Here is a 20,604-nt window from a genome sequence, read left to right as displayed (position 1 = left end):
GCTCAAAAATTACGCCGGCAGGTGCCCTTCAGCTTTCAATGACGGCGGCAATCGGCACACGCCGGCCGCGCCCAAATGCCTTGGGTGTCACCTTGATGCCGGGCGCGGCCTGCTGCCGTTTGTACTCGTTGCGGTTGATGAGTTTGGCAACATATTCGACCGTGGCCCGGTCAAATCCCTCGGCCACGATTTCATCCAGGCTCTGGTACCGCTCGATGTAACGCTCCAGAATCGCATCGAGGATGTCGTAGGGCGGGAGGGTATCCTGGTCCGTTTGGCCAGGGCGCAGTTCGGCGGAAGGCGGTTTGGTGATGGTACGGGTTGGGATGATCACCCGCTGCCGGTTGATGTAGGCCGCAAGGCGATAAACATCGGTTTTGGGGACATCAGAAATTGCGGCCAGTCCGCCGCACATATCGCCGTAGAGCGTGCAGTACCCTACGGCCAGTTCCGACTTGTTGCCAGTCGTCAGCACCAGCGCGCCCGACTGGTTGGAAAAGGCCATCAGGGTCACGCCGCGCAGTCGGGCCTGCAGGTTTTCTTCGGTCACGCCCTGCGGGGGAAAGCCAAAGGCCGGCGTCAGCATCTGCGTCATGGCGCTGACGGCTGGTTCGATGGGCACGACGTGGAAGCCAATTCCCAGGTTGCGAGCCAGTTCGGCCGCGTCCTCAAGGCTGTGGTCTGAAGAATACTTCGAGGGCATCGCCACTCCGGTGACGTTTTCCGGCCCGAGCGCCTGTACGGCCAGGGCTGCCGTCACGGCCGAGTCAATCCCGCCGCTCAGGCCCACCACGGCCTGGCGGAAACCGCACTTGCCCAAGTAATCCCGGATGCCCAGTACGAGTGCGTCATGGATGTCGGCAATCTCGTCGGCGAGGTGGGGCGTGATGGGTGCCGGTAGCTCAGCCAGATCAACGATGCGGAGGTCTTCCTGAAAGGCATGGGCTTCGAGCACCAGTTCCCCCTGCGCATTGAGCACCAGACTGCGCCCATCGAACACCAGACTGTCATTGCCGCCGACCTGGTTGACCAGCACCACGGGCACCTTCAGGGTGCTTGCGTGATGGGCCAGCATGGCCTGCCGGAGTGCCCCTTTGCCCCGGTGAAACGGTGAGGCGGAGACGTTGATGATGACCTGCGCCCCCTGCTCGGCCAGTTCCCGGACGGGATCGACCTCATACAGGTGGGTGTCCCAGAATTCACGGCTGTTCCAGGCGTCTTCACAGACGCAAACACCCAGCCGATAGCCGTCCCAGTGGATGATTTCCCGGCGTTCAGAGGGTTCAAAGTGCCGCGCCTCATCAAAGACATCGTAGGTGGGCAGCAGGGTCTTGTAGCGGATGGCCCGCAGTTCGCCGCCTTCGAGCAGGGCGACAGCATTGTAGAGCGGCTTGCCGAAGTCATCGGGATTTTCTGCCACGAACCCGACCAACAGGGCCGCATCCACCGTAGCTGAAAAGCGTACCAGGTCGTCCAGCGCAGCCAGGTTGCGCGCAATAAACGCCGGGCGGTCAAGCAGATCGAGCGGCGGGTATCCCGGAATCGTCAATTCGGGAAAGATGACCAACCGGGCCCCCTGTGACGCCGCCCGCAGGGCATATTGGCGGACCTTGGCCGCGTTGGAGACAAAAGCCCCGACCGTGGTGTTGATTTGGGCAAGCGCAATTTTCATGGTTATCCTCTGGCTCGAACGGCGTGCAGGGAAAAGTCCCAATTGTACATGCCAGGGCACGGTTGTCACGGGGTTGATATTGTGGTGTTCCGGTTGCTTGCCACAAGAAAACGGACACTACCCGTGGCGGATAGAACGGCTACAAGCACTATCGGTCGTGGGGCATACAAAAATTGCTTGATTTCATGCGGATTGCCGGCTAGTCTCGCGGAAGAATCCGCTTCACGACAAGGGTAAATCACATCACGTGCGTACTTGCGCTTTCAGGAGGATCCACTGCCATGGCGGCTAAAGCTCCAAAATCCACGGCAACCAAAGCCACAACCAAGGCCAAAGCAGCCGCTCCCAAGGAGGAGGCACCAGCCAAAAAGGCACCGGCTAAGAAAGCGGCAGCCAAGCCGATGACCAAAACCGAAATCGTCAACCACTTCGCCGAAAAGTTCGGCCTCCCGAAACAGAAGGTGCGGGAGTTTTTCGATGAACAGGCCCGGCTCGCAGCCGCTCAGGCCAAGGTCGGCTTCATGATTCCAGGGATTGGGAAGCTGGTTGTGCGGGAATACAAGGCGCGTGAGGGGCGCAATCCACGCACTGGTGAAAAAATCACCATCAAAGCCCGGAAACGGCTCAAGTTCGTCATTTCCGCTGCCGCCAAAAAAGCGGCCGGGTTTGAGTAACGGATAGAAGAGGGCGACAGCGACTGCCAACCGATGGCAGACGCAGAGATGCCCCGGGGCTGGAAAACCTTACGCCGTGTCAAAGTATAGCGGCCACAGGCCAGTTTTGCCTGTGGCCGCTATGCCTTCCTAAAACAGCAGGCGCAGCGAGAACTGAATCGAACGCGGGCTGCCAAACTGGAAAAGCTGGTTGAAACCGTTGGACGGACTCGTCTGCCGGGTAGCTGTGCCGCCAACACCCGCCAGCGCCCGCCCCAGCATACTCGACGCCTCTCCGTTGCCCACCAGGGTGCCGTTGGGCAGCCGCGTCGGGCTAGGCGGCGTGAAGTTCGCCTGGTTGAAGGCATTGAAGAAATCCGTCGCAAACTGCAACCGCAGGCGCTCGCCGAAGTTGAACGTACGGCGAACGGAAAGGTCCCACTGCGTCGCGGCCAGCCAGCGCAGGCTGTTGCGGCCCAGCGTCCCCTGCCGGTTGCGGGCCGGCTCGGCAAAGGCCGCCGGGTTCAGCCGCCGGCCACCCGGCGCATTCCGGTCGCTGATAAACACCGGCTGCCCCGGAACGCGGTCAACGCGGCGTGTCGTCCCGATGTTGAAGACATCAAAGGACTGGGAAATGACGTTGAGCGGGGCCCCGGAACGCGCCCGGAAAATGCCGTTGATGGACCACCCCCCGATGAGCGCCTTCACGAAGGGCTGCTGCGTCAGGGTCGGCAGGTCATAGGTTGCAGCCGCCGTAAAGGTGTGCCGGATGTCGAAATCCGAGGGGCCGCGTTCCAAACGCTGATTGTACCCCTCCAGCGGAATGCCCTGCAGGACCTCATCCGACACGTCATCAATAGACTTGGACCAAGTGTACGAAGCCAGCGCCTGAAGGCCCCGTGACAGCCGTCGCCGGTATTGCATCTGCAGGGCGTTGTAGTTTGACGCCGTTGCATTGCGGGTGACACTGACCGGCGAGCCGGCGGCTGGCGAAGCCGAAGGCGCCGGGCCAAACACAGCCGGGTTGATGACAATCACCGGCCGGTCCAGACCAAAGTTCTGCCGGGCAAAGGCTTCGTTGTAGTTCCGCAGTTGTTCGGCGCGCAACAGCCGCCGCGCCGCCGCGCCGACATACGAAATGGTGATGGCATTGTGGCGCCCGATGGCGCGTTCGAGCGTCGCGTTCCAGTGGTGCGTATAGGGCAGGCGCAGGTTTCTGTCAAAGACGAAAAAGCTGGCGTTGATAGGCAGGTTGTTGGGATCAAGAAACGGCGGCGGCTGAAGGTCAGCTTCGTTGGCCGGAAAGCGGAGCTGGGCCGGGTTCGTAATCGTTCGGAGTGTGTTGTAGGGGAAGCTGTTGAACCCACGCAGCGCCGTGCCGGTTCCGAGGTCGTAAAATATCCCGTAACCGCCGCGCAGAATCCAGCCGCCGAAGAACCGTCCCAGCGCCGAGCCGGATTGTTCGGCAAACTGGTAGGCCACGCCCAGCCGGGGGGCAAAATCCGTGTAGCGCGTCCGCCACTGGCGCGTGCCGGCCGGAGCCAGCCTGGCCGTGAGCGGGTTTTCCAGCCCGTCAATGGAGAAGGGCAAACGCTCGCCGGCCAGCGGCGGATTGAGGTCATGACGCAACCCGAAAGTGAGCGTCAGACGCGGCCGGACGCGCCAGGTGTCCTGCACGAACGACGAAAAGTTGTGGATGCGGAAACCCGTGACCGGCGCGAAAGCCTGAATGGAAATCGAGGTTGGGACGCCATTGGCCCGGCTTGCCACGGTACCGAAGACATAGCTGATGGACAGTGACCGCGTATCCTGAATGGGACGCAGCAGACGATAGTCTGCGCCGACCTTGATTTCGTGGTTGCCAACAACGTAGGTCACGCTGCTGACCAGGTTGAACTGGCGCTGAAGCTGCCCCAGCGTGCGCCCCTGCGTGAGGTTGGCCGCCGAAACGCCCGACACACCGGGAATGGTCTGGAGGCTCACGGCCGTCGTGGCGCGGGGCGCAAAGGACGGAAAGACGAGTGAATCCGGCGGCAGCACCGCGCCGTCGCGCTCGACGCCACGAAAGTCGAAGTTGCCGCGCGAACGCCCGAAGTTGAGGCGTGTATCCAACACCAGATTGGGACGAATGGCCCAGGTCAGGCCGCCGGTCAGACTGCGGTTGTTGCGCTCGAAGGCGTTTTCCTGGCTCGGAAACGACCGGAAGCGGCTCCCGGAAGGCGAGTTCAGGAAGGTGAAAAACAGGTTGGCCGACTGCCCGAACTTCTGGTCAAAGCGCAGGTTGACCGTGTCAATTTCCGAAGGGTCGGAAATCCCGGTGATGTAGCGCGCTGCATCGGCCGGGTCGCCAGGTTCTGCCGGCGCATTCGGACGCGGAAAAGCATTGAGCACGGCCCGAAACGGCTCCGGCGCGGCCTGGCGGGCCGCCAGCGACGGCACGCGGGCGACAAATACCGTTCCCGGCACAAGCAGCCGCAGCCCTTCGTACGTAGCAAAGAAAAATGACCGGTTGCGTCCGTCATACAGCCCCGGAATCCGAATGGGTCCGCCAAAGGTCCCGCCAAACTGATTCAACCGCAGTGGCAACCGTGGGAGTCCGTTGCGGTTGTTGAACCAGTCGTTGGCATCGAGCTTTTCATTGCGGAAGTAATGAAACAGCGAGCCGGTGAAATCATTGCTACCGCTGCGGGTTGAGATGGAAATCTGTCCGCCCGGCGTCCGGCCGTATTCAGCGGCAAAGCTGGAGGTCTGGACGCGGAATTCCTGCATGGCATCGGCCGGGACGAGACTGCTGGTAGTTCCCAAGATCGTCAGCGCCGGCTGCGTCCCGGCGCCCTGCTGGAAGGACTGCGCGGTGACGGCCGCCCCGAAATTGGCGCTGACGCCATCCACCATGAAGTAGTTGGCATTGGTACGCTGTCCGTTGATGCTGAACTGCCCGGTCGAAAAAATGCTTGGTCTCGCCAGCACGACTCCCGGCGTCAGCTCGATGAGCGCCTGAAAACTGCGTCCGTTGAGCGGCAGGTTTTCGACGAACTTGCGTTCAATCACCGTGCCGACGGCGCCCGACTCGCGGTTGACCAGATCGCTGTCACTTTCGACCGTGATGGTTTCACTGATCGCCCCGGCCACGAGCGTGAAATCCTTGGCGACGATGGCCTCGACGTTGACGACCACCCGCGTTTCCACGGCCGTCTGAAAACCGTCGCGTTTGACTTCCAGCCGGTAGTCGCCGGGCAGCAGTTCGGCAATGACGTAGCGCCCGGAGGCGTTGGTCATGGCCGTACGGGTGAAGTTGGTCGCCAGATTCGTGGCGGAGACTTCCGCGCCACTGATGAACGCGCCGCCGCTGTCCCGCACAACGCCGGTGATGGTGCCCGTCGGCCCGGCGAGTATGGTCAGGCTCCACATGAAGCTGCACAGCCAGATCACAGCCGCCACGGCCCAGAGGCGCCGCCCAAACCAGACACGTATGCGTTCAACCATAGGTAACTCCTTGGAGAAGACAAACATAATTTCAAGACAATTCCTGTTTACTTGAATAAGCGTCCCGTTGTCCACCCGGTGCCGTGTGTCGTTTTCAGTCAAAAATACTTGACCCTATGCAACTTGTGGACCTAGCTTGCTGAATGTAAATCGTATTTTTACGAATCAAGCCATCTTCAAAAGCAGACTGGACAGAGACCATGCTGGACTGGTTGGTGATAGGCGGGGGGATTCACGGCACCCATGCCGCCTTGGTTCTGACGGTCCGGGCCGGAGTGGCCACGGACCGGCTGCGCATTCTCGATCCGCAGCCCACGCTGCTGGCGCGCTGGAATCAGTGTACGGGCAACGTTCAGATGCCGTTTCTGCGCTCTCCGCTGGTGCACCACCTTGGGCTGGGAGCGTTTGACCTCTTTGAGTTTTCGCGCACTCCCGAAGGAAAACCGTTTGCCGCTTTTGCGCCGCCCTACGACCGCCCCGGTTATGCTCTTTTCCAGGCGCACTGCCAGCACTTGCTGGCGCAGCACCGCCTGACAGAGCTGCATCTTCAGGGTGCAGCCCTCGGTCTGCGGCGGTTGGGTGAGCGCGGCTGGCAGGTCGAAACACCGGACGGCAGCCTTGAAGCGCGCCGCATCATTCTGGCGCTCGGTTTGAGTGACCGGCCGGCTTACCCTGACTGGGCGCGTCTCTGCCGGGCAGCCGGCGCACCGGTGCGTCATGTCTTCGACCGTGACGTGCATACAGCACAGTTACCGCTGTGGCGTCACGCCGTGGTGTTTGGTGGCGGGATTTCCGCGGCCCAACTGGCGTTGGCGCTGGCGGCCCGGCAACCGGGCACAGTGACGCTGCTGATGCCGCATCCGGTTCGGATTCACCAGTTCGACAGCGATCCGGGCTGGCTGGGGCCCAAGTACATGCGCGCCTTCGAGGCTGAAACCTCACTGGAACGGCGGCGGCAGATGATTCGTGAGGCGCGCCACCGGGGTTCGATGCCCAAGGATGTCTATCACGACCTGCGGCGCGCGGCAGAGCATGGCGAGCTTTGTCTTCGGGAAGCCAACGTCACAGGAGCGACGCCCCAAGGTGATGGGCGGCTGCTGTTGTCACTGATGACCGGCGACACCCTGGAGACCGACAACCTGCTGCTGGCGACCGGTTTTGAACCACAGCGCCCCGGCGGGCCGTGGCTTGATGAGGCAATTGCGGCCTACGGGCTTCCGGTCGCTCCATGTGGTTATCCCGTGGTTTCCAAAGCTCTGCGGTGGGCGCGTGGGCTGTACGTCATGGGGCCGCTGGCCGAACTCGAACTTGGGCCGACGGCGCGCAACATTGCCGGCGCACGCAAGGCGGCGGATCGTCTGGCGCACATTGTCGAGCGGGGGCAGGCCAACCGTCCGGTTGTGGGCGGGTTGCCAATGGTAGGGACGGTTGGCCAAAGGTAAGGGCGGTTGGACAACGGTGTGGGCGGTTGGCCCAACCGCCCCTGCTTGGTGGACGCCCCAGCAGCGGTATAAACTCCGCGGCCGCCAGCCCAAAATGCTCTGGAGACCCGCCCCGATGACCGACCTCCGCATTGTTTCCCTGCTGCCAAGCGCCACAGAAATCATCTGCGCCCTTGGCCTTGAAGCGCAGCTTGTCGGCGTGACGCACGAGTGTGACTACCCGCCTTCTGTCCGGGACCTGCCCAAAGTCACCCACACGCTCATTCCGACCGACGCCACCAGCCAGGAAATAGACCACCTCGTACGCGAGCGGCTCCAGTCGGTACAGGCGCTTTACACCCTCAACCTGCCCGTCCTCGAAGCCTTGCAGCCAGACGTGATCGTGACGCAGGCGCTGTGTGATGTCTGCGCCGTCGCGGAAGAAGAAGTCAAAGCCGCTGCCTGCCGTCTGCCCGGCAACCCACAGGTCATCAATCTCGAACCCCAAACCCTGGAGGAAGTCTTCGCCAGCCTACACCAGGTGGCCGCCGCTACCGGGCGGCAGTCCGTGGCCGAAGAAGTCGTCGCCGGCTTGCAGGCGCGGGTAGAAGCCGTTGCCCGCCGCAGCGCCATGGTTGACCGGCGTCCACGGGTGGCCCTGCTGGAATGGCTCCATCCGCCCTTTTCCTGCGGCCACTGGAGTCCGGAGCTGGTACATCTGGCTGGTGGCGAAGAAGTGCTGGGACGGGCCGGCGTACCCTCCCGGACGCTCACCTGGGAAGAAGTCGCTGCCGCCCGTCCCGAAGTCGTGTTCGTGGCCTGCTGCGGCTTTTCGGTTGAGCGTACGCTGGAAGACCTCGACCTGCTGGCAGCACATCCCGTCTGGTCATCCCTGCCGGCCGTCCGGCAGGGGCAGGTCTATGTCACCGACGGCTCGCATTACTTCAGCCGTCCGGGGCCGCGCCTGGTTGAAAGCCTGGAGATTCTGGCGCATGCGCTGCATCCGGCGCTGCACCCGCGGCCAGCCGTCGAGCCGGCTATTGCCTACCGCCCGAAGCATCAGGGCGCGGCCGTTGGTGTGTGACGGACGTTTTCCTGTAGGGGTGATTGACCAATCGCCCCTACGGTGTGGCGGGTGGGTTTTCGGTAACGTCTTTGGTTTCGGTCGAAAACTTCCGGTAATCGCTGTAGCGGTTCTCAACGCTGATGTTCAGGCCTGCCAACAGCAGGACCTTGATGCCGGCGTTGAAATCCTCGCGCAGCGGCAACCAGACGCCTTCCGCATTGCGGGTCTGCTCAAAAACAAATGCCGCCCCCCGCTTGAGCGACGCCAGCAATCCGCCGCCAACCTTGAAATCACTCGCAAAGCGTCCTTCAAGCCGCGTCACTTCCTCGTCTTCGGCGTCGAGCCAGACTGTGCCGACGAGCTTCTGGATGATTTTCCCGGCGTCATTGGTCGGCTTGTAGCCAGGGCGTGGACGAAAGTCGCAGACGATGACCTCCCGCCCCCGAAGGTTTTCCCGGCGCGGGTTATAGAACTCGCAGGCACGCAGAAACTGCGAAATGGCAAGGCGTCGCCGCTGGGCTTCATCGTTATCATCCACTTTCCCGGCCTGGCCCTTTCGCTGCCGTTCTTCGTTTTCCTCGATGAACTTCGTCACCCGGCGCTGTTCCTTTTCAGCTTCCGAAGGTGAAAGCGGTTTCCCATTGACCGCGACCAGCTTTCGGGCGCGCACACCGCCGGTCAGGGGATAGACTTCATACACCTTGACTTCGGTTTCCTTGACCCGTCCATCGCCGTCCAGCCGCCGGATGGTCTCCGTCAGCGTGTAGGTGTACTGCGTCACGCGCTCATCCAATGCCTTTTGGTTCTGTGCGATGCGTGTCAGCAGTGCTGGCACATCGAGGGCCGGATCGCCCGTGGGAATGTCAAAATGGTTGGTGGCAAAGCTGTTGACCGGTATCGCTTCCTGCACCGTCAGGGTCAGGGACGGCTCGCCGGGCGCTTCGAGGGTCAGGGTGTAAGGTTCACGCCGGCCGTTGACCAGACGGTAGTCGGCAAACTGAAAGACCTGCCGCGCCGCACCTTCCCCGCTCTCGAGGCGGACGAGCAAACCGGAAGCGGCGGCAAAATAGCCGGTGGCTGTGGCCCGTTCGCGTGACGTGAAGACAACGCGGTAGCAGGGCTGCCCGGCGAGTTCCACAACCGGCAGCGAACGCAGGGCGATTCCCTGCTGTTTGGCGTCGAGCAGGTTTCCGGCCAGAATCCAGCCTTCGAGCAAGCGCTGCCGGCCAATCTCATCCACGAGCGTCGAAGCACCGTCGCGGGTCGTCTGTACCCAGGCTGAAGTGCCATTGATGCCCAGGCAGCGACGGTCATCCTCAAACACGAGTTCCAGACGCAACTGGTTGGGGGCGCGGCGGTCGAGCGTAAAGCTGCCAGTGTCACTTGCCGCCGTCTGCACGGTTCCACGCAGCGTGGTGGCACCGGCTGCCCGCAGGGCTTTCTCGCCGCCCAAGGCCGCCCAGTACCGCGCCACGACTTTCGGCGCCGGCAGGGATTTGACCGAACGCAGGGCCGGGGCTGAAGTTTGGACCGAAGCCTGGGCCGGGGCTTGTGCCGGAGACTGGGCAGCGACCGAAGCGGTCAGGCCCAGTCCCAGCAGGAGGCGGCCGAATATCCACAGCAAAGACTTATGACCAAAACCGAAGCGACGCAATGACAGGCAGGGCAACATAGGTTCTTTCTGCAGCAGAGTACGTCCGGGGGGCAGTCGCAGGGGGTATTCACGCGACGTACGCAGCGCTTGGGCCAGCAGGCTGCCGGAAGCCGTCCGTCGGGGAACAAGATTGTGCACCAGCCAGACGATTCCCATACGTTGGAAATCATGCCATTCGGCATATCCCCAAACGTGCGTTGGACGTACTGGATGTTAATGGGCTCAGACCTTTCACAGTCAGGGTCTGTTGGAGAGTTCATTCCGTTCCGAAACTGACTTGGTCGCCCTGCTAACCCTGCTGGACAGGCGGTTTACAAGGCGGCTGTTTCATCCATGCGCTCGGATTGCATTTTTGGCGTATTTTATCAGCGGATGAAAGTCCTGTGTTGGCTCAGCGGCAACTGTGACTGCTGTGCATCTCATTACACAGATCTATGTCACAGGCAGAGTCGGTATCAGGTACAAGTGCTTGTCGGGCAGGTGGCAGTTCCAAATTTGTTTGGAACTGACCCACCTCATACTCGGCAACTTCTTCCATGAAAAGGAGCCTTTGGTAAGCTCCTTCCATAGATTCTACTATCTGCCGTTTTGCCAGAGCTTGCACGACATTGCTTTCTTTCCCTAACACTCTTGCGAGAGATGTCAAATCAAGCAGGTTAAGAAGTTGTGCCGTAATAGGCCGCTTTGCATCCCAGAAAATCAAGGCTGACCAAAGCTCTCTGGCAGGCTCAGACATTACCAATTCGTATAGGACATTGCATTCTTCTTCAGACTTGCAAGAAAAAAAATAACAAGTGTCATCAAGAACTACCGGAAGTCCTTGAAAAGGCATCACTTTTACAAACTCAAGCTTCTTGTATAAGCCGGAAATAGCAACCTTCCAGGGAGCAAACGTATATGATCCAACACCAAAGATCGAGAAGGGGGGGCGGTTCTTGTATATTGAGCTCTTCCGTTTTTCCAGAAAACAAGCATGCCCGGTAAGGTAGTTCCACGCTTTGGGAGCATCCAACCTAAGACGGCTTGGATCGTCGCTCATCGTGCGCTGTGGAACAATTATCCAACGACAAGGATTCCTATGTGCTACAAGATCGGAGCTTTTTAGCAAAGGAAAGAGTATTTCAGGTTCAAGCTCAATAAATTCCCCTAGCCCATTGACAAATTTTCCAGACTCAATTTTCAATTCAAACACTTTACTGCAATCGTGCTTTATTCCTGATCGCCAACCTTGGAAACCCTTCCCTATGATGTTTTTCCATTTCTGGTATGATTTGACATCAGCTACAAGCCTTCCATCCTGCAAGCTAAACGTGTTATCTGGCTGTTGTGCACGAAGGGAAGGAAAAACCTGGCATTCCTTACTATGGCCGTTCGGATCACTTCGAATGAGCAAAAGGCAGGCATCAACCGATACCCCAAAATACTCCTTCGCATCGAGGTTATACAAAGATGCTGACCCAATGCGTAACTCGTGCTGCCAAGCATACAAAAGAGTCTTACGTGCCACCGTCGTCTTACATAGCATTGCGAGCACGCCATGCTTACCATTGAGCCATTCGACATTCTTTCTGATCATCCATTCCGAAATGTCGAAATTGCTTTTACCAGTGCGCGCGTCAATACCACAAAGGTTGTCGAGATTTGACTTCGCTGGAACATTGCTACTGCCCAGAGCACCTAGTACTGCATTTGTGACCCACGGTGGATTGCCTATGACAAGGATTGGATCGGGCAATGCCCTAATAATCTCAGACCAATTCGTAGAGAAGAAATCAGCTTGATAAACTTCAACGTGCGCACGAGGAAATGAGTGTGCAACAGTCTGTAGCGCCTGTGCTACATATTGTGAATTAATCTCAAAGCCAAGAACACGTGACACATCTGGAAATGTTTCCAAAGATGCTTTGAGAAATGAACCTGTCCCACAATTTGGCTCAAGAACCGAAACAGGGCAAAATCCAGTCTGAGCAATAAGGGAACAAATTTCCCTGGCTAAGCTGACAGGCGTTTGAAAATCCCCGAATTCGACTTTGCGCTGTTTTTGGTTCTGCATTGCTATCCCAGCCTCTCGACTCCCGTAACGAGGCCGGCTTTCTCGATAATGCGACCATATTGAAGTCTCCATTGAAGAGCATTCGAGATGGTAAGATAGCCGACCCTCGGAGGGTTTGAAAGAATTTCGTCAGCTATCGCTGATGCCTCGATCTCATCCACTGGCAATCGGCGCTCCTCGATGAAAGCGAGGATGTCATCCTTGTTCCCATCATTCTCAAGAATTCGGTGAAGACCTGTGGTCGTTTGAAAGTCTGCTGTCCACTCTTTACTAACAAAGATCGTGTGCAGAACATTCAGATTGCCCGTGGCTGTTTGGGGGTCGTCTGCTTTTTCATACACGAACACAAGTAAAGAATAGCCCAAGCCATAGATTTTCTGCCAGGCAGATTTAAAAGGACATGATGATTGTGGTTGCCTTATGCTTGTCACCTTCATGTCAACTTCAAGTTCAGGAAAGTCTATCCCACTTGCAGAGCTTCCTTCCTCAAAGTCGTATTTTTCGCGGAGGTAAGACCGAAACTTGCGCTCGAAGTATGTGCCAACAGCCTTCCCATCCGTAACACCATACAATGATGGCTCCCGGTGTGCTGACTCGACCTTGGCAAACTTCTGTGCTTCTACCTTAAGAATTTCAAGTGTCAGCTTCGGTTTCATTGCTCCTCTTCGCAATTTTCCGCTCGGTGGCTTACGTCTGAGCTACTGAGAGAAGGCGTCTGTGCCCATCAGCCCGTCCGATGCCACGCACGATGGAGGCCAGCGTTTCCGAGATCAGCGTTTCCTGAGAAACGCCCTAGCACTCGCTATACCCACAGGCGTGACACTTGCGACACCCTTCCTCATTGAACAGCGCTGCATTCTGACATTCGGGACAAAGCTCGGCCGCCTCCAAAACCCCCGGCCCGGCGTCATGGTGCAGAAAGAAGTCTGATGCCTGTGAAGCGGCTTCGCCCGTGTGAGCCATATCCCCGTGGACAGTTTCGTCGTGGCTGTCACCAGTCCCGTTCCCACGGCCGTTCCTGACATAGTGCTCGAACAACACCTTACCGATGGCATCGGGGACGGAAAGCACGCGCGCCGGGCCAAAGCCGGCCGAACGCGAACCGCCAATGCCGCGAAGCTGCTCGGCAATGAGCTTCACCGGCACACCACAGCGCAGGGCCAGCGAAATCAACCGCCCGATGGCTTCGGTAAAGGCCGTCACATCACTCCCAGCCCGCCCGATGATGGCAAAGACTTCAAACGGTTTCCCGTCCAACTCAGTGACAAACAACCGCAGCTTGCCGAGTGGGGTCATCACCGGGAAGGAATGGCTGGGCAAGCCTTCAGCCGGGACCGGTCGCGGTTTCAGCCCGGTCGGTGCGGGTTCCGCCGCCGGTGCGGAACTGGCGCTCCTGCCGGTGGAACCAGTGGAGAGCACCTGGTTGGCCCGTGAACCGTCGCGATAGACGGTGATGCCCTTGCACCCCAGACGGAACGCCAGCTCGTAGGCTTCACGGACCTGATCGGCAGTCGCCTCGTGGGGGAAGTTGATCGTCTTCGAGATCGCACTGTCGGTGTATTCCTGGAACGCGGCCTGCATGCGGACATGCCACTCCGGCGCGATGTCGTGGGCCGTAACCCACACCCGCTGCACCTCGGCCGGAACTTCCGGGTGGTGGATGTGACCGGTATCGGCAATCCGTTCCATGAGTTCAGGGCTGTACCAGCCCTCCCGTCTCGCCTGGGCCATGAAATCCTGATTGATGTCAAGCATCCGGCTATCGGCCTGGTAGCGCCAGAAGGCAATGGCAAAGAGCGGCTCTATGCCCGACGAACAGCCGGCAATCATGCTGATGGTGCCCGTGGGGGCCACGGTGGTGACATTACAGTTGCGCAGCAGGCGCGGCGGACGAATCCGCGCGCCGTCCGGGCGGCGGGCGCAGGTGGCGTCGGGACCCCAGATGCTGTGCTCCCATTCGGGGAATGCGCCCCGCTCGCGGGCCAACTGCTCGGAAGCCACCTTCCCTTCCTCGTCAACAAAGTGCATGACCTTCCGCGCCAGCTCGATGGCTTCATCCGAGTTGTACGGAATCCCCAACCGCACCAGCATGTCGGCCCAGCCCATCACGCCCAGCCCGATCCGCCGGATACGCTGGCTCAGGTGCGTGATCTGTTCCAGCGGGTAGTGGTTGGCATCAATCACGTTGTCGAGAAAGCGTGTGCTTTCGTGGACCACCTCGCGCAGGTGATTCCAGTCAACGGTTCGTTCGGGCGTGACAAACTTGCCCAGATTGATCGAGCCAAGATTGCAGACATCGTAGGGCAGCAACGGCTGCTCTCCGCAGTTGTGCACATAAAGTCCATTGGCGTCGAAGGCGTTGACGCCCGGGATGGAGCAGTCGAAGACCTCAGCCTCACCAATGAGCGTCAACGACTCGACCTCGGCCACAAAGCACTCACGGTAGTGGCCGCGGGCAGAGCGAGCGGCGAGAGCGGAGCTGAGCGCCTGAGCCTTGGCCGGGTTGGTAAAACCTACCAGGGAAGCGAAGGTCAGCAGGTTGTCCTTCGAGATGCAAAGTTCGTGCTGAGCCTTCGTGGCATAGAGCTTCCCGCCGCCGCGGCCATCGGGCAGGACACGCTCGCCGGCCGGCCGGCGGTTGCGGTAGAGGCGGCTGGCAATGCCAAGGCGCAGCAGCATGCGCTGGACGCGCTCCAGAAGGGCGAGGTTCGACTGGGCAAGGCGAACCGACATGCCCTTCCCGCCACCGTCCAGTACAGTGCCATCGGCGTCGAACAGGCCACGGAGCAGACCGCGGTAGAACAGGCTGGAGGCGCGCTCGGTGCTGTCTGTGAGGCTCTTGTTCTCAGGCGTGATGCCGAAAGCAGCAGCAAGGGCGGCCAGCGCACTGGAGCGCACGCGGAATTCGTTGCGCTCCTCGATCGGCTGGATGCCAGGGGCGAGTGGTGAGTGGCGAGTGGCGAGTGGATAATAACTACTACTCGCTACTCGCCATTCGCTACTCGCTTCCTTCCTACTCGCTACTTGCCATTCGCTACCCGCTTCCCTACTAATGGCACCCAATGCCTGCTGGGCCATATACTCAGCGTCCTGCCCCCAGAAGGAGAGTACGGCCCGGTCCTCACTGAACGTTCCATCACCGACGAGGAGACCCAGGAGCCAGCCCTGCTCCAGCGTGCCGGCACCCTCCCACTGGGTGAACTCACGATGATTGTGAAGCTTCACCAAGTCGCCCGGCTGAAGGCGCTGAACCTCGACCCACTCGGTCTGCTCACCGTTGCGCTCCACGGCGTTCACGCGCATCACACGGTGATTACCAGTCAGCCGGAGCGAGTAACCGCTGGAAGTCTTCAGTTCATAGATTGGCTTGAGTCCGTTGGACCAGAAGCCACGGGCGTCGCTGCCATACGCCATTCCGTCAACGATGGCTGTAAACGGCGAGCCGACCAGTTCAGCGACCTGACGGGGGCCGTCGCTCGTCTGCACCCAGGCATCACGGGTGATGCACGGATTCGTGGCCTCGTACCCGCCCAGGGACGGCACCGGGTTGTACTCGTTGGCCCGGTCAATGAAGAACAGACCCGGCTCGCCAGTGGCATGCGCGCACTGCACGATCAGGTCAAAGACCATCCGGGCGCGCAGGCGCATGGGTTGACCGGGCGGCACCAGTATCTCGCCGGTCAACGGGTGTTTCAGTCCGTCGCGTGAAGCCATCTGCACGGCGCGGGTGCGCGGGTTGATCAGTTCATAGGTTTCATCGCGCTCAACGGCGCGCATGAAAGCATCGGTGATAGCCACCGAGATGTTGAAGTTCGTGATTTTCGTCGTATCGCGCTTGCAGGTAATAAACTCCAGAATATCGGGGTGATCGCAGCGCAGAATACCCATGTTCGCCCCACGGCGCGTTCCCCCCTGCTTAATCGCCTCGGTCGAGTGGTTATACACCTCCATAAAACTGACCGGGCCGCTCGCTACGCCCATGGTGCTGCGCACCACGTCGTTGCGCGGGCGCAGCCGCGAAAAGCTGAAGCCAGTGCCCCCGCCGCTCTGATGAATCAGCGCCTGATGCTTGAGGGTGTCGTAAATGCTGTTGAGGGTATCTTCAATGGGGAGCACAAAGCAGTTATGCACCACCATCTGGTTGGCGACGTAGGTGTGATCCTCCTCGACCTCAAGGTTATAGACGATCGCCTCTTCATCAAGCGCGGCGACTTCAAGGACCCGATAGGCGCCGTCGCGGACCATCCCGGCGTTGTACGTTTCGCCATAGGCCAGCGACCAAGGCTGCACGGTGCCGAGGGCTGGCAGCGAATCTGCCCGTAGCGTCGGGTAGTAGCCCAGGCTGTAGGCCAAGGTGAAGAGCTGGCGGACCAGCACCTCATTGCAGAGGGTGATCCGGGTCTGATGGCTGTTGATCGGGGTGCCGTCGCCGTCGGCGACACCCTGGAGCAGCGCCTGGCGAAGATCGGGCGACAGGCTCATGGCCCAGGCGGGCAGCCGCTTCTGGTCGAAGCCGGCGCCGAAATGCTCGACGAGCCACTGCGCAAGCAGCTTGCTCTGGAGGCGCACGGTCGTCCAGCCATCGCCCCGCCGGCCTTGCGGCTGGGTGCTTTTCTGCACACGGGCGGGCAGGCCGAGTTTACCCTCAAGGATCGCGGCGAGGCGTGCGGCGTGCTCATCCTCATCCCAGGAGAGCGTGAAGCGGATATCGTACCCGGCCGAGATGGACCCTTCCGCGAGGTAGAGGCCCAGCATCCAGGCGAGAGCTGCATCAATTGTGACGCCGTCGCGGATCGGAGCGACCTGGCGCGAGATCGCATCACGCTGGGCGTAGCGGCGCTGTGAGCGTGGGCTGGTGCCCTCAAGCCGGGCATGGACCCAGCCATCCTCAACGTGGCCGTCAAAATGCATCGTGACGGTTGCGCTCCCGATCTCTGGGCAGCCGATCTTCACGAAGTGCTGTTTGGGCGCCAGATCCCTGACCTGCACCCAGCCATCGGTCGTGAGGAAGGGATGCTCGGCGGTGACATAAAGCGCCGGCAACTTATCAACCTTCACCCGGTAGAGGCAGCCGGTGCGGCGCATCGTCCCGGTGACGGGACGGTAGCGGCCGGCGTGGGTAAGCACAAGGGTGCCGACCTGCACCTCCTCGATGGGCTGCGGCCCAGCGATCGTCTCGATCATCGTACGGGCGGCGAAGCACGCGCTGAGCTGTCCCAGAGGACGCCCGGCATTCATCAGGGTCGGGCTGTTTGGCTCAAACCAGCCCTGCGCCATCAGTTCGTAAAAACGTTCGGCACGTTCTGCAACCTGCCCGGCCGATGCCCCATAGCGGGCATCAACTGCAGCAATAGTTTTAGCTACCCGCCAGAACATGGCTTCGGGGGTCTCAATCACCTCGCCCTGCTCGTTCTTGAGCAGATAGCGTTTCATCAGGACCGTACGGGCGATGTCGGTGAGACTGGCGGGGGCAGGTTCCTGTTTCATCATGGATCGTAAAACTCCTTGGCTGGACAGAGGGATGAAGCGCGCCGGCATGCACGGCTGGAAAACGAAAATCAGACAGAACCACTATATCTGGTAGTGACGCTGGTTGGTAGGGTACACATCTTGATTCTGCGCGCGGCCCTGCCAGTGACGCCCAAGGGCGGGCACCGCCTGCTTGCCCGCAGCTTTTCGCCAAAAAAAGTATTCACCGGGTGTCTGTGGCTACGGTGCGCAGATAGGCTTTCTCAGGCAGGCAGCCTACGGTGCCACATCCACGTGGGACAGGTTGGGTCATCATGAACCGTCCCGTCAGACTTACCCGTTCCTGCCCAATCAGGAACGTGAAGGACACCACACGCCGGACACGGCCACCGGCAACACCCACTGCCCGGTTGAGGCTTTAACCGGCCGCGCTGACTCACGCGCGCCGCGCTGACAAGATTTCTCCACGCCGGGTACATCCGGGGAACTATCAGGCAGCATCCGAAGCGCCCGGGCCAGCCACGCCGCTGGACACCAGCCATCGAGAAAATGGGTTTTGCATCCGCCGGGCGATTCCATAAGTTGGAAATAACGCCATGGAAGGGTTGAGGAAACGTCTGGCCGTGAAAGAAGGTATTGCACCATCATCGCTTCCGCTGTCACGGGCGACACCTCGCACCGCCAGTCCGGCGCGCCATAAAGTCTCGGCATGGGTCGAGTTGCTCAAGCCTGTCACCTGGATTCCCGTCATGTGCGCCTACGTCGCTGGCGCCCTGTGCAGCGCTGCGTTCACCGTGGCGAGCCTCGCCGACTGGCGGCTGTGGCTGGGACTGCTGATGAGCGGGCCGCTCATTTCCGGCACCTGCCAGGCCATGAACGACTACTTCGACCGCGACGTGGATGCCATCAACGAACCCTACCGGCCCATTCCTTCAGGCCGGATTGGGCTGCGCGAAGCCACACTGGGCATCAGCCTGCTGTGCGCCCTCACCCTTCTGACGGCCTACCTCATCCATCCGTGGATTGTGGCGCTGGCGATCATCGGCATCGTCAACGCTCACCTTTACAGCGCCAAACCCATCAAGCTGAAGCGCATTGTGTGGGTCGGCAATGCCACGGTTGCGGCTTCGTACATCCTGCTTCCCTGGATGTCGGGCGAGCTGGCCTTCAAGGGCCACATCAGTTGGACGGCCACCGCCGTCGCCGTCTGCTACGTCATTGCCAGCATCGGCAGCATGACGACCAATGATTTCAAGTCACTTGAAGGCGATGCGCGGATGGGCATCCACACCCTGCCCCAGGTCTTTGGGGTGGCGCGGGGAGCCTGGCTGGGCATCTTCGTGCTGGACGCCGGACAACTCGCCGCCGCCGGACTGCTGGCGCTGCTGGGTGAATGGCTGTGGGCAGTGCTGGTGGGCGCTACGGTACTGCCGCAGATGTGGTTTCAGCGCACATTTCTGGCCGATCCCATCCACAAGGCTATCTGGTACAACGCCCACGCCCAGGGCTTTCTCGTGCTGGGGATGTTCCTTGCCGCCTGGGCCGTCCGCGCCTGACGGCCATCAGTCTTCTGCGTGAACTTCCGCCGGAAGGGGAGGTTTGCCTTTTTTCCAGTAGGGCGGGATGTCGTGGAACTCGCGCCAGAGCTGCTCCAGCCTGGCCAGACGGTAGGCCTGCTCACAGGCCAGAAAGCCCATGACCAGGCCCACGGCTTCCCGGCTGGCAGCCTCGCCGGCTGGAGCAAGCTCGGACAGCAGGCGCACCGTCACGGCGGCATCATTGAGTACGCCCAGCACATCCTGCAGGTCGGCCAGGTGCCGGATGAAGCGCCGGGCCGCCTTGGGATGCCAGACGGCAAAAAATTCCGCGCTGTAGCGGAGTTTTTTGGCCGCAATCCGCATGGCATGGCGTTCAGTGGCATCCAGCTCGTGCAACCGCTCGCCCAGGCGTACCAACTGGCGCCGCCGGCGGCGCAGGGCCGCCCGCGACCAGTCGGCCGTCGTGGCCGGCGAGACGGGCAGCAGTGCCAGCTCGCGCTCAACCTTCAGCCACAACGGTACCAGACGCGGCGATGTCACTGCCGCGCGCGCCCGGTCATTGGCCGCCCGGCGCTGCGCTTCGGCAGCTTCAAGCAGGACGGCCAGCCGCTCCGGTTGCGGCAGATGCGCCTGAATCCGGGGCAGGGTTTCCGTCGCCAGCACGTCCCAGTCACGCGCTACGGACAGTTCACCCATCAGCCACTTGAGTTCGCCAAGCCAGTCCGGTTTGGTATAGCCCATAAAGCGCAGCAGGCCGATGGCCGCCCGCATACGGCGCAGGGCAACCCGCATCTGGTGAATGAATTCGGGGTCGGGATCGGACGTGCTGAGCAGGCCCGGCAGATTGGCTTCAAACTGGCGCAGGCAACTCCGTACGATGTGCTGAAACGACACACTGGCCGGAGCATCGAGCAGCAGGAGCGGCGGGCTGGCTTTGACCGGCGTGCAGGGCAATGCACCCACGAGCTGGTAGCCACGCTGCGCCTTGCTGCGAGGTTCGAGTTGGAATGGCAGGTCGGCGGCCAGGCGTTCGGCGATGTCGAACAACGGCGGCAGGTCGCCGCTCCTGAGTTCCAGTTCAACTTCGGCAATAGGGCAGACCCGTGCTCCGGCGCGTACTTCACCGCGATCCAGGGCGACTTCAATGAGAGCGCCCTCGTGGTTGAGTTGCCAGGTGTCGCGCCAGACTTCTGTCTCGAAACAGGGCGCAAGGCTGGCGGCAGCCTCCGGCGGGAGCAGCGACCGGGCTTCAGCAGGCAGCAGGTCCAACTTCAGGCGTTTGCCGGAAACCGGCATCTCCCACTCCGGGCGTTCGGCAAGCAGCCCACCGCTGCCAGCCCCCGCCTTCAGGGTTTGCAGCCAGCGGCGTCCACTGCGGCGCAGGCGCAGGGCAATGCCCTGGCGGAGCAGGGCGGCATCCGGGGTGTCCACATACAGGGTGTACAGTTTGGCGCGGGACCGCGCCGCCTGGCGCAGAAGAGGATGCCGTCTGAAGCGGGGCATCAGCCTGGGCGAGAGCGCCAGTTTGATTTCGATTTCGACCGGAGCAGCCGCCGTGGCGACCTCCGGTGCATTGACTGACCTACCCATAA

11 protein-coding genes are annotated in these 20,604 nt (G+C 60.8%); 4 read left to right on the top strand and 7 right to left on the bottom strand.

Going from position 1 to position 20,604, the window contains the following annotated elements; genetic code table 11:
• Positions 1-28: 28 nt before the first annotated feature.
• Positions 29-1,672, bottom strand: coding sequence for an NAD+ synthase (locus CABTHER_RS11365; protein WP_014100793.1), 1,644 nt, complete (start codon positions 1,670-1,672; stop codon positions 29-31).
• Between the two features lie 281 nt (positions 1,673-1,953).
• On the opposite strand from CABTHER_RS11365, the gene CABTHER_RS11360 reads away from it, so the two are divergent.
• A complete protein-coding gene (locus CABTHER_RS11360; RefSeq protein ID WP_014100792.1) occupies positions 1,954-2,346 on the top strand; it encodes an HU family DNA-binding protein in 393 nt (130 codons plus the stop codon).
• A gap of 129 nt (positions 2,347-2,475) precedes the next feature.
• Here CABTHER_RS11360 and CABTHER_RS11355 read toward each other — a convergent pair whose 3' ends face one another.
• Positions 2,476-5,811, bottom strand: a complete 3,336-nt coding sequence (locus CABTHER_RS11355) for a TonB-dependent receptor (RefSeq protein ID WP_014100791.1) — start codon at positions 5,809-5,811, stop codon at positions 2,476-2,478.
• Positions 5,812-6,011: 200 nt separating this feature from the next.
• Here CABTHER_RS11355 and CABTHER_RS11350 point away from each other — a divergent pair, with 200 nt between their 5' ends.
• Together CABTHER_RS11350 and CABTHER_RS11345 are read left to right on the top strand one after the other, a co-directional pair.
• Positions 6,012-7,253 (top strand): FAD-dependent oxidoreductase, encoded by a 1,242-nt coding sequence (locus tag CABTHER_RS11350; RefSeq protein WP_014100790.1) that lies wholly within the window; start codon positions 6,012-6,014, stop codon positions 7,251-7,253.
• Between the two features lie 115 nt (positions 7,254-7,368).
• Positions 7,369-8,316 (top strand): cobalamin-binding protein, encoded by a 948-nt coding sequence (locus tag CABTHER_RS11345; RefSeq protein ID WP_014100789.1) that lies wholly within the window; start codon positions 7,369-7,371, stop codon positions 8,314-8,316.
• A gap of 37 nt (positions 8,317-8,353) precedes the next feature.
• On the opposite strand, the gene CABTHER_RS11340 is transcribed toward CABTHER_RS11345, so the two are convergent.
• From CABTHER_RS11340 to CABTHER_RS16710, 4 genes are all read right to left on the bottom strand, one after another.
• Positions 8,354-10,108: a hypothetical protein gene (locus CABTHER_RS11340; protein WP_014100788.1), complete on the bottom strand. Its 1,755-nt coding sequence runs from the start codon at positions 10,106-10,108 to the stop codon at positions 8,354-8,356.
• Between the two features lie 235 nt (positions 10,109-10,343).
• On the bottom strand, positions 10,344-12,005 hold the full coding sequence (locus tag CABTHER_RS16715) for an SAM-dependent DNA methyltransferase (protein ID WP_228374100.1): 1,662 nt from the start codon (positions 12,003-12,005) through the stop codon (positions 10,344-10,346).
• A 2-nt stretch (positions 12,006-12,007) separates the two neighbouring features.
• Entirely contained in the window at positions 12,008-12,661 is a 654-nt protein-coding gene (locus tag CABTHER_RS11330) for a type II restriction-modification system restriction endonuclease (protein ID WP_014100785.1), read from the bottom strand.
• Positions 12,662-12,797: 136 nt separating this feature from the next.
• The gene (locus tag CABTHER_RS16710; protein WP_187288468.1) at positions 12,798-17,495 is read right to left on the bottom strand and encodes an LAGLIDADG family homing endonuclease; all 4,698 of its coding nucleotides are present in this window, start codon (positions 17,493-17,495) and stop codon (positions 12,798-12,800) included.
• 575 nt (positions 17,496-18,070) lie between these two features.
• Here CABTHER_RS16710 and chlG point away from each other — a divergent pair.
• On the top strand, positions 18,071-19,030 hold the full coding sequence (gene chlG, locus CABTHER_RS11320) for a chlorophyll synthase ChlG (RefSeq protein ID WP_014100783.1): 960 nt from the start codon (positions 18,071-18,073) through the stop codon (positions 19,028-19,030).
• A gap of 6 nt (positions 19,031-19,036) precedes the next feature.
• On the opposite strand, the gene CABTHER_RS11315 is transcribed toward chlG, so the two are convergent.
• Positions 19,037-20,602: a CYTH and CHAD domain-containing protein gene (locus CABTHER_RS11315; RefSeq protein WP_187288467.1), complete on the bottom strand. Its 1,566-nt coding sequence runs from the start codon at positions 20,600-20,602 to the stop codon at positions 19,037-19,039.
• Between the last annotated feature and the right edge of the window lie 2 nt (positions 20,603-20,604).

Origin of the sequence: Chloracidobacterium thermophilum B (assembly GCF_000226295.1) — a bacterium.
In the GTDB taxonomy this organism is placed as follows: Bacteria; Acidobacteriota; Blastocatellia; order Chloracidobacteriales; family Chloracidobacteriaceae; genus Chloracidobacterium; species Chloracidobacterium thermophilum.
The sequence above is the reverse complement of the archived record's forward strand: the minus strand, read 5'-3'. Positions and strand labels throughout refer to the sequence as shown.

Bases quoted from the DNA above. Each gene is read 5' to 3' on its own strand.
- CABTHER_RS11330 (WP_014100785.1), bottom strand. From the start codon at position 12,661: ATGAAACCGAAGCTGACACTTGAAATTCTTAAGGTAGAAGCACAGAAG.
- CABTHER_RS11365 (WP_014100793.1), bottom strand. From the start codon at position 1,672: ATGAAAATTGCGCTTGCCCAAATCAACACCACGGTCGGGGCTTTTGTC.
- CABTHER_RS11315 (WP_187288467.1), bottom strand. From the start codon at position 20,602: ATGGGTAGGTCAGTCAATGCACCGGAGGTCGCCACGGCGGCTGCTCCG.
- CABTHER_RS16715 (WP_228374100.1), bottom strand. From the start codon at position 12,005: ATGCAGAACCAAAAACAGCGCAAAGTCGAATTCGGGGATTTTCAAACG.
- CABTHER_RS11360 (WP_014100792.1), top strand. From the start codon at position 1,954: ATGGCGGCTAAAGCTCCAAAATCCACGGCAACCAAAGCCACAACCAAG.
- chlG (WP_014100783.1), top strand. From the start codon at position 18,071: ATGGAAGGGTTGAGGAAACGTCTGGCCGTGAAAGAAGGTATTGCACCA.
- CABTHER_RS11350 (WP_014100790.1), top strand. From the start codon at position 6,012: ATGCTGGACTGGTTGGTGATAGGCGGGGGGATTCACGGCACCCATGCC.
- CABTHER_RS11345 (WP_014100789.1), top strand. From the start codon at position 7,369: ATGACCGACCTCCGCATTGTTTCCCTGCTGCCAAGCGCCACAGAAATC.
- CABTHER_RS16710 (WP_187288468.1), bottom strand. From the start codon at position 17,495: ATGATGAAACAGGAACCTGCCCCCGCCAGTCTCACCGACATCGCCCGT.
- CABTHER_RS11340 (WP_014100788.1), bottom strand. From the start codon at position 10,108: ATGGGAATCGTCTGGCTGGTGCACAATCTTGTTCCCCGACGGACGGCT.
- CABTHER_RS11355 (WP_014100791.1), bottom strand. From the start codon at position 5,811: ATGGTTGAACGCATACGTGTCTGGTTTGGGCGGCGCCTCTGGGCCGTG.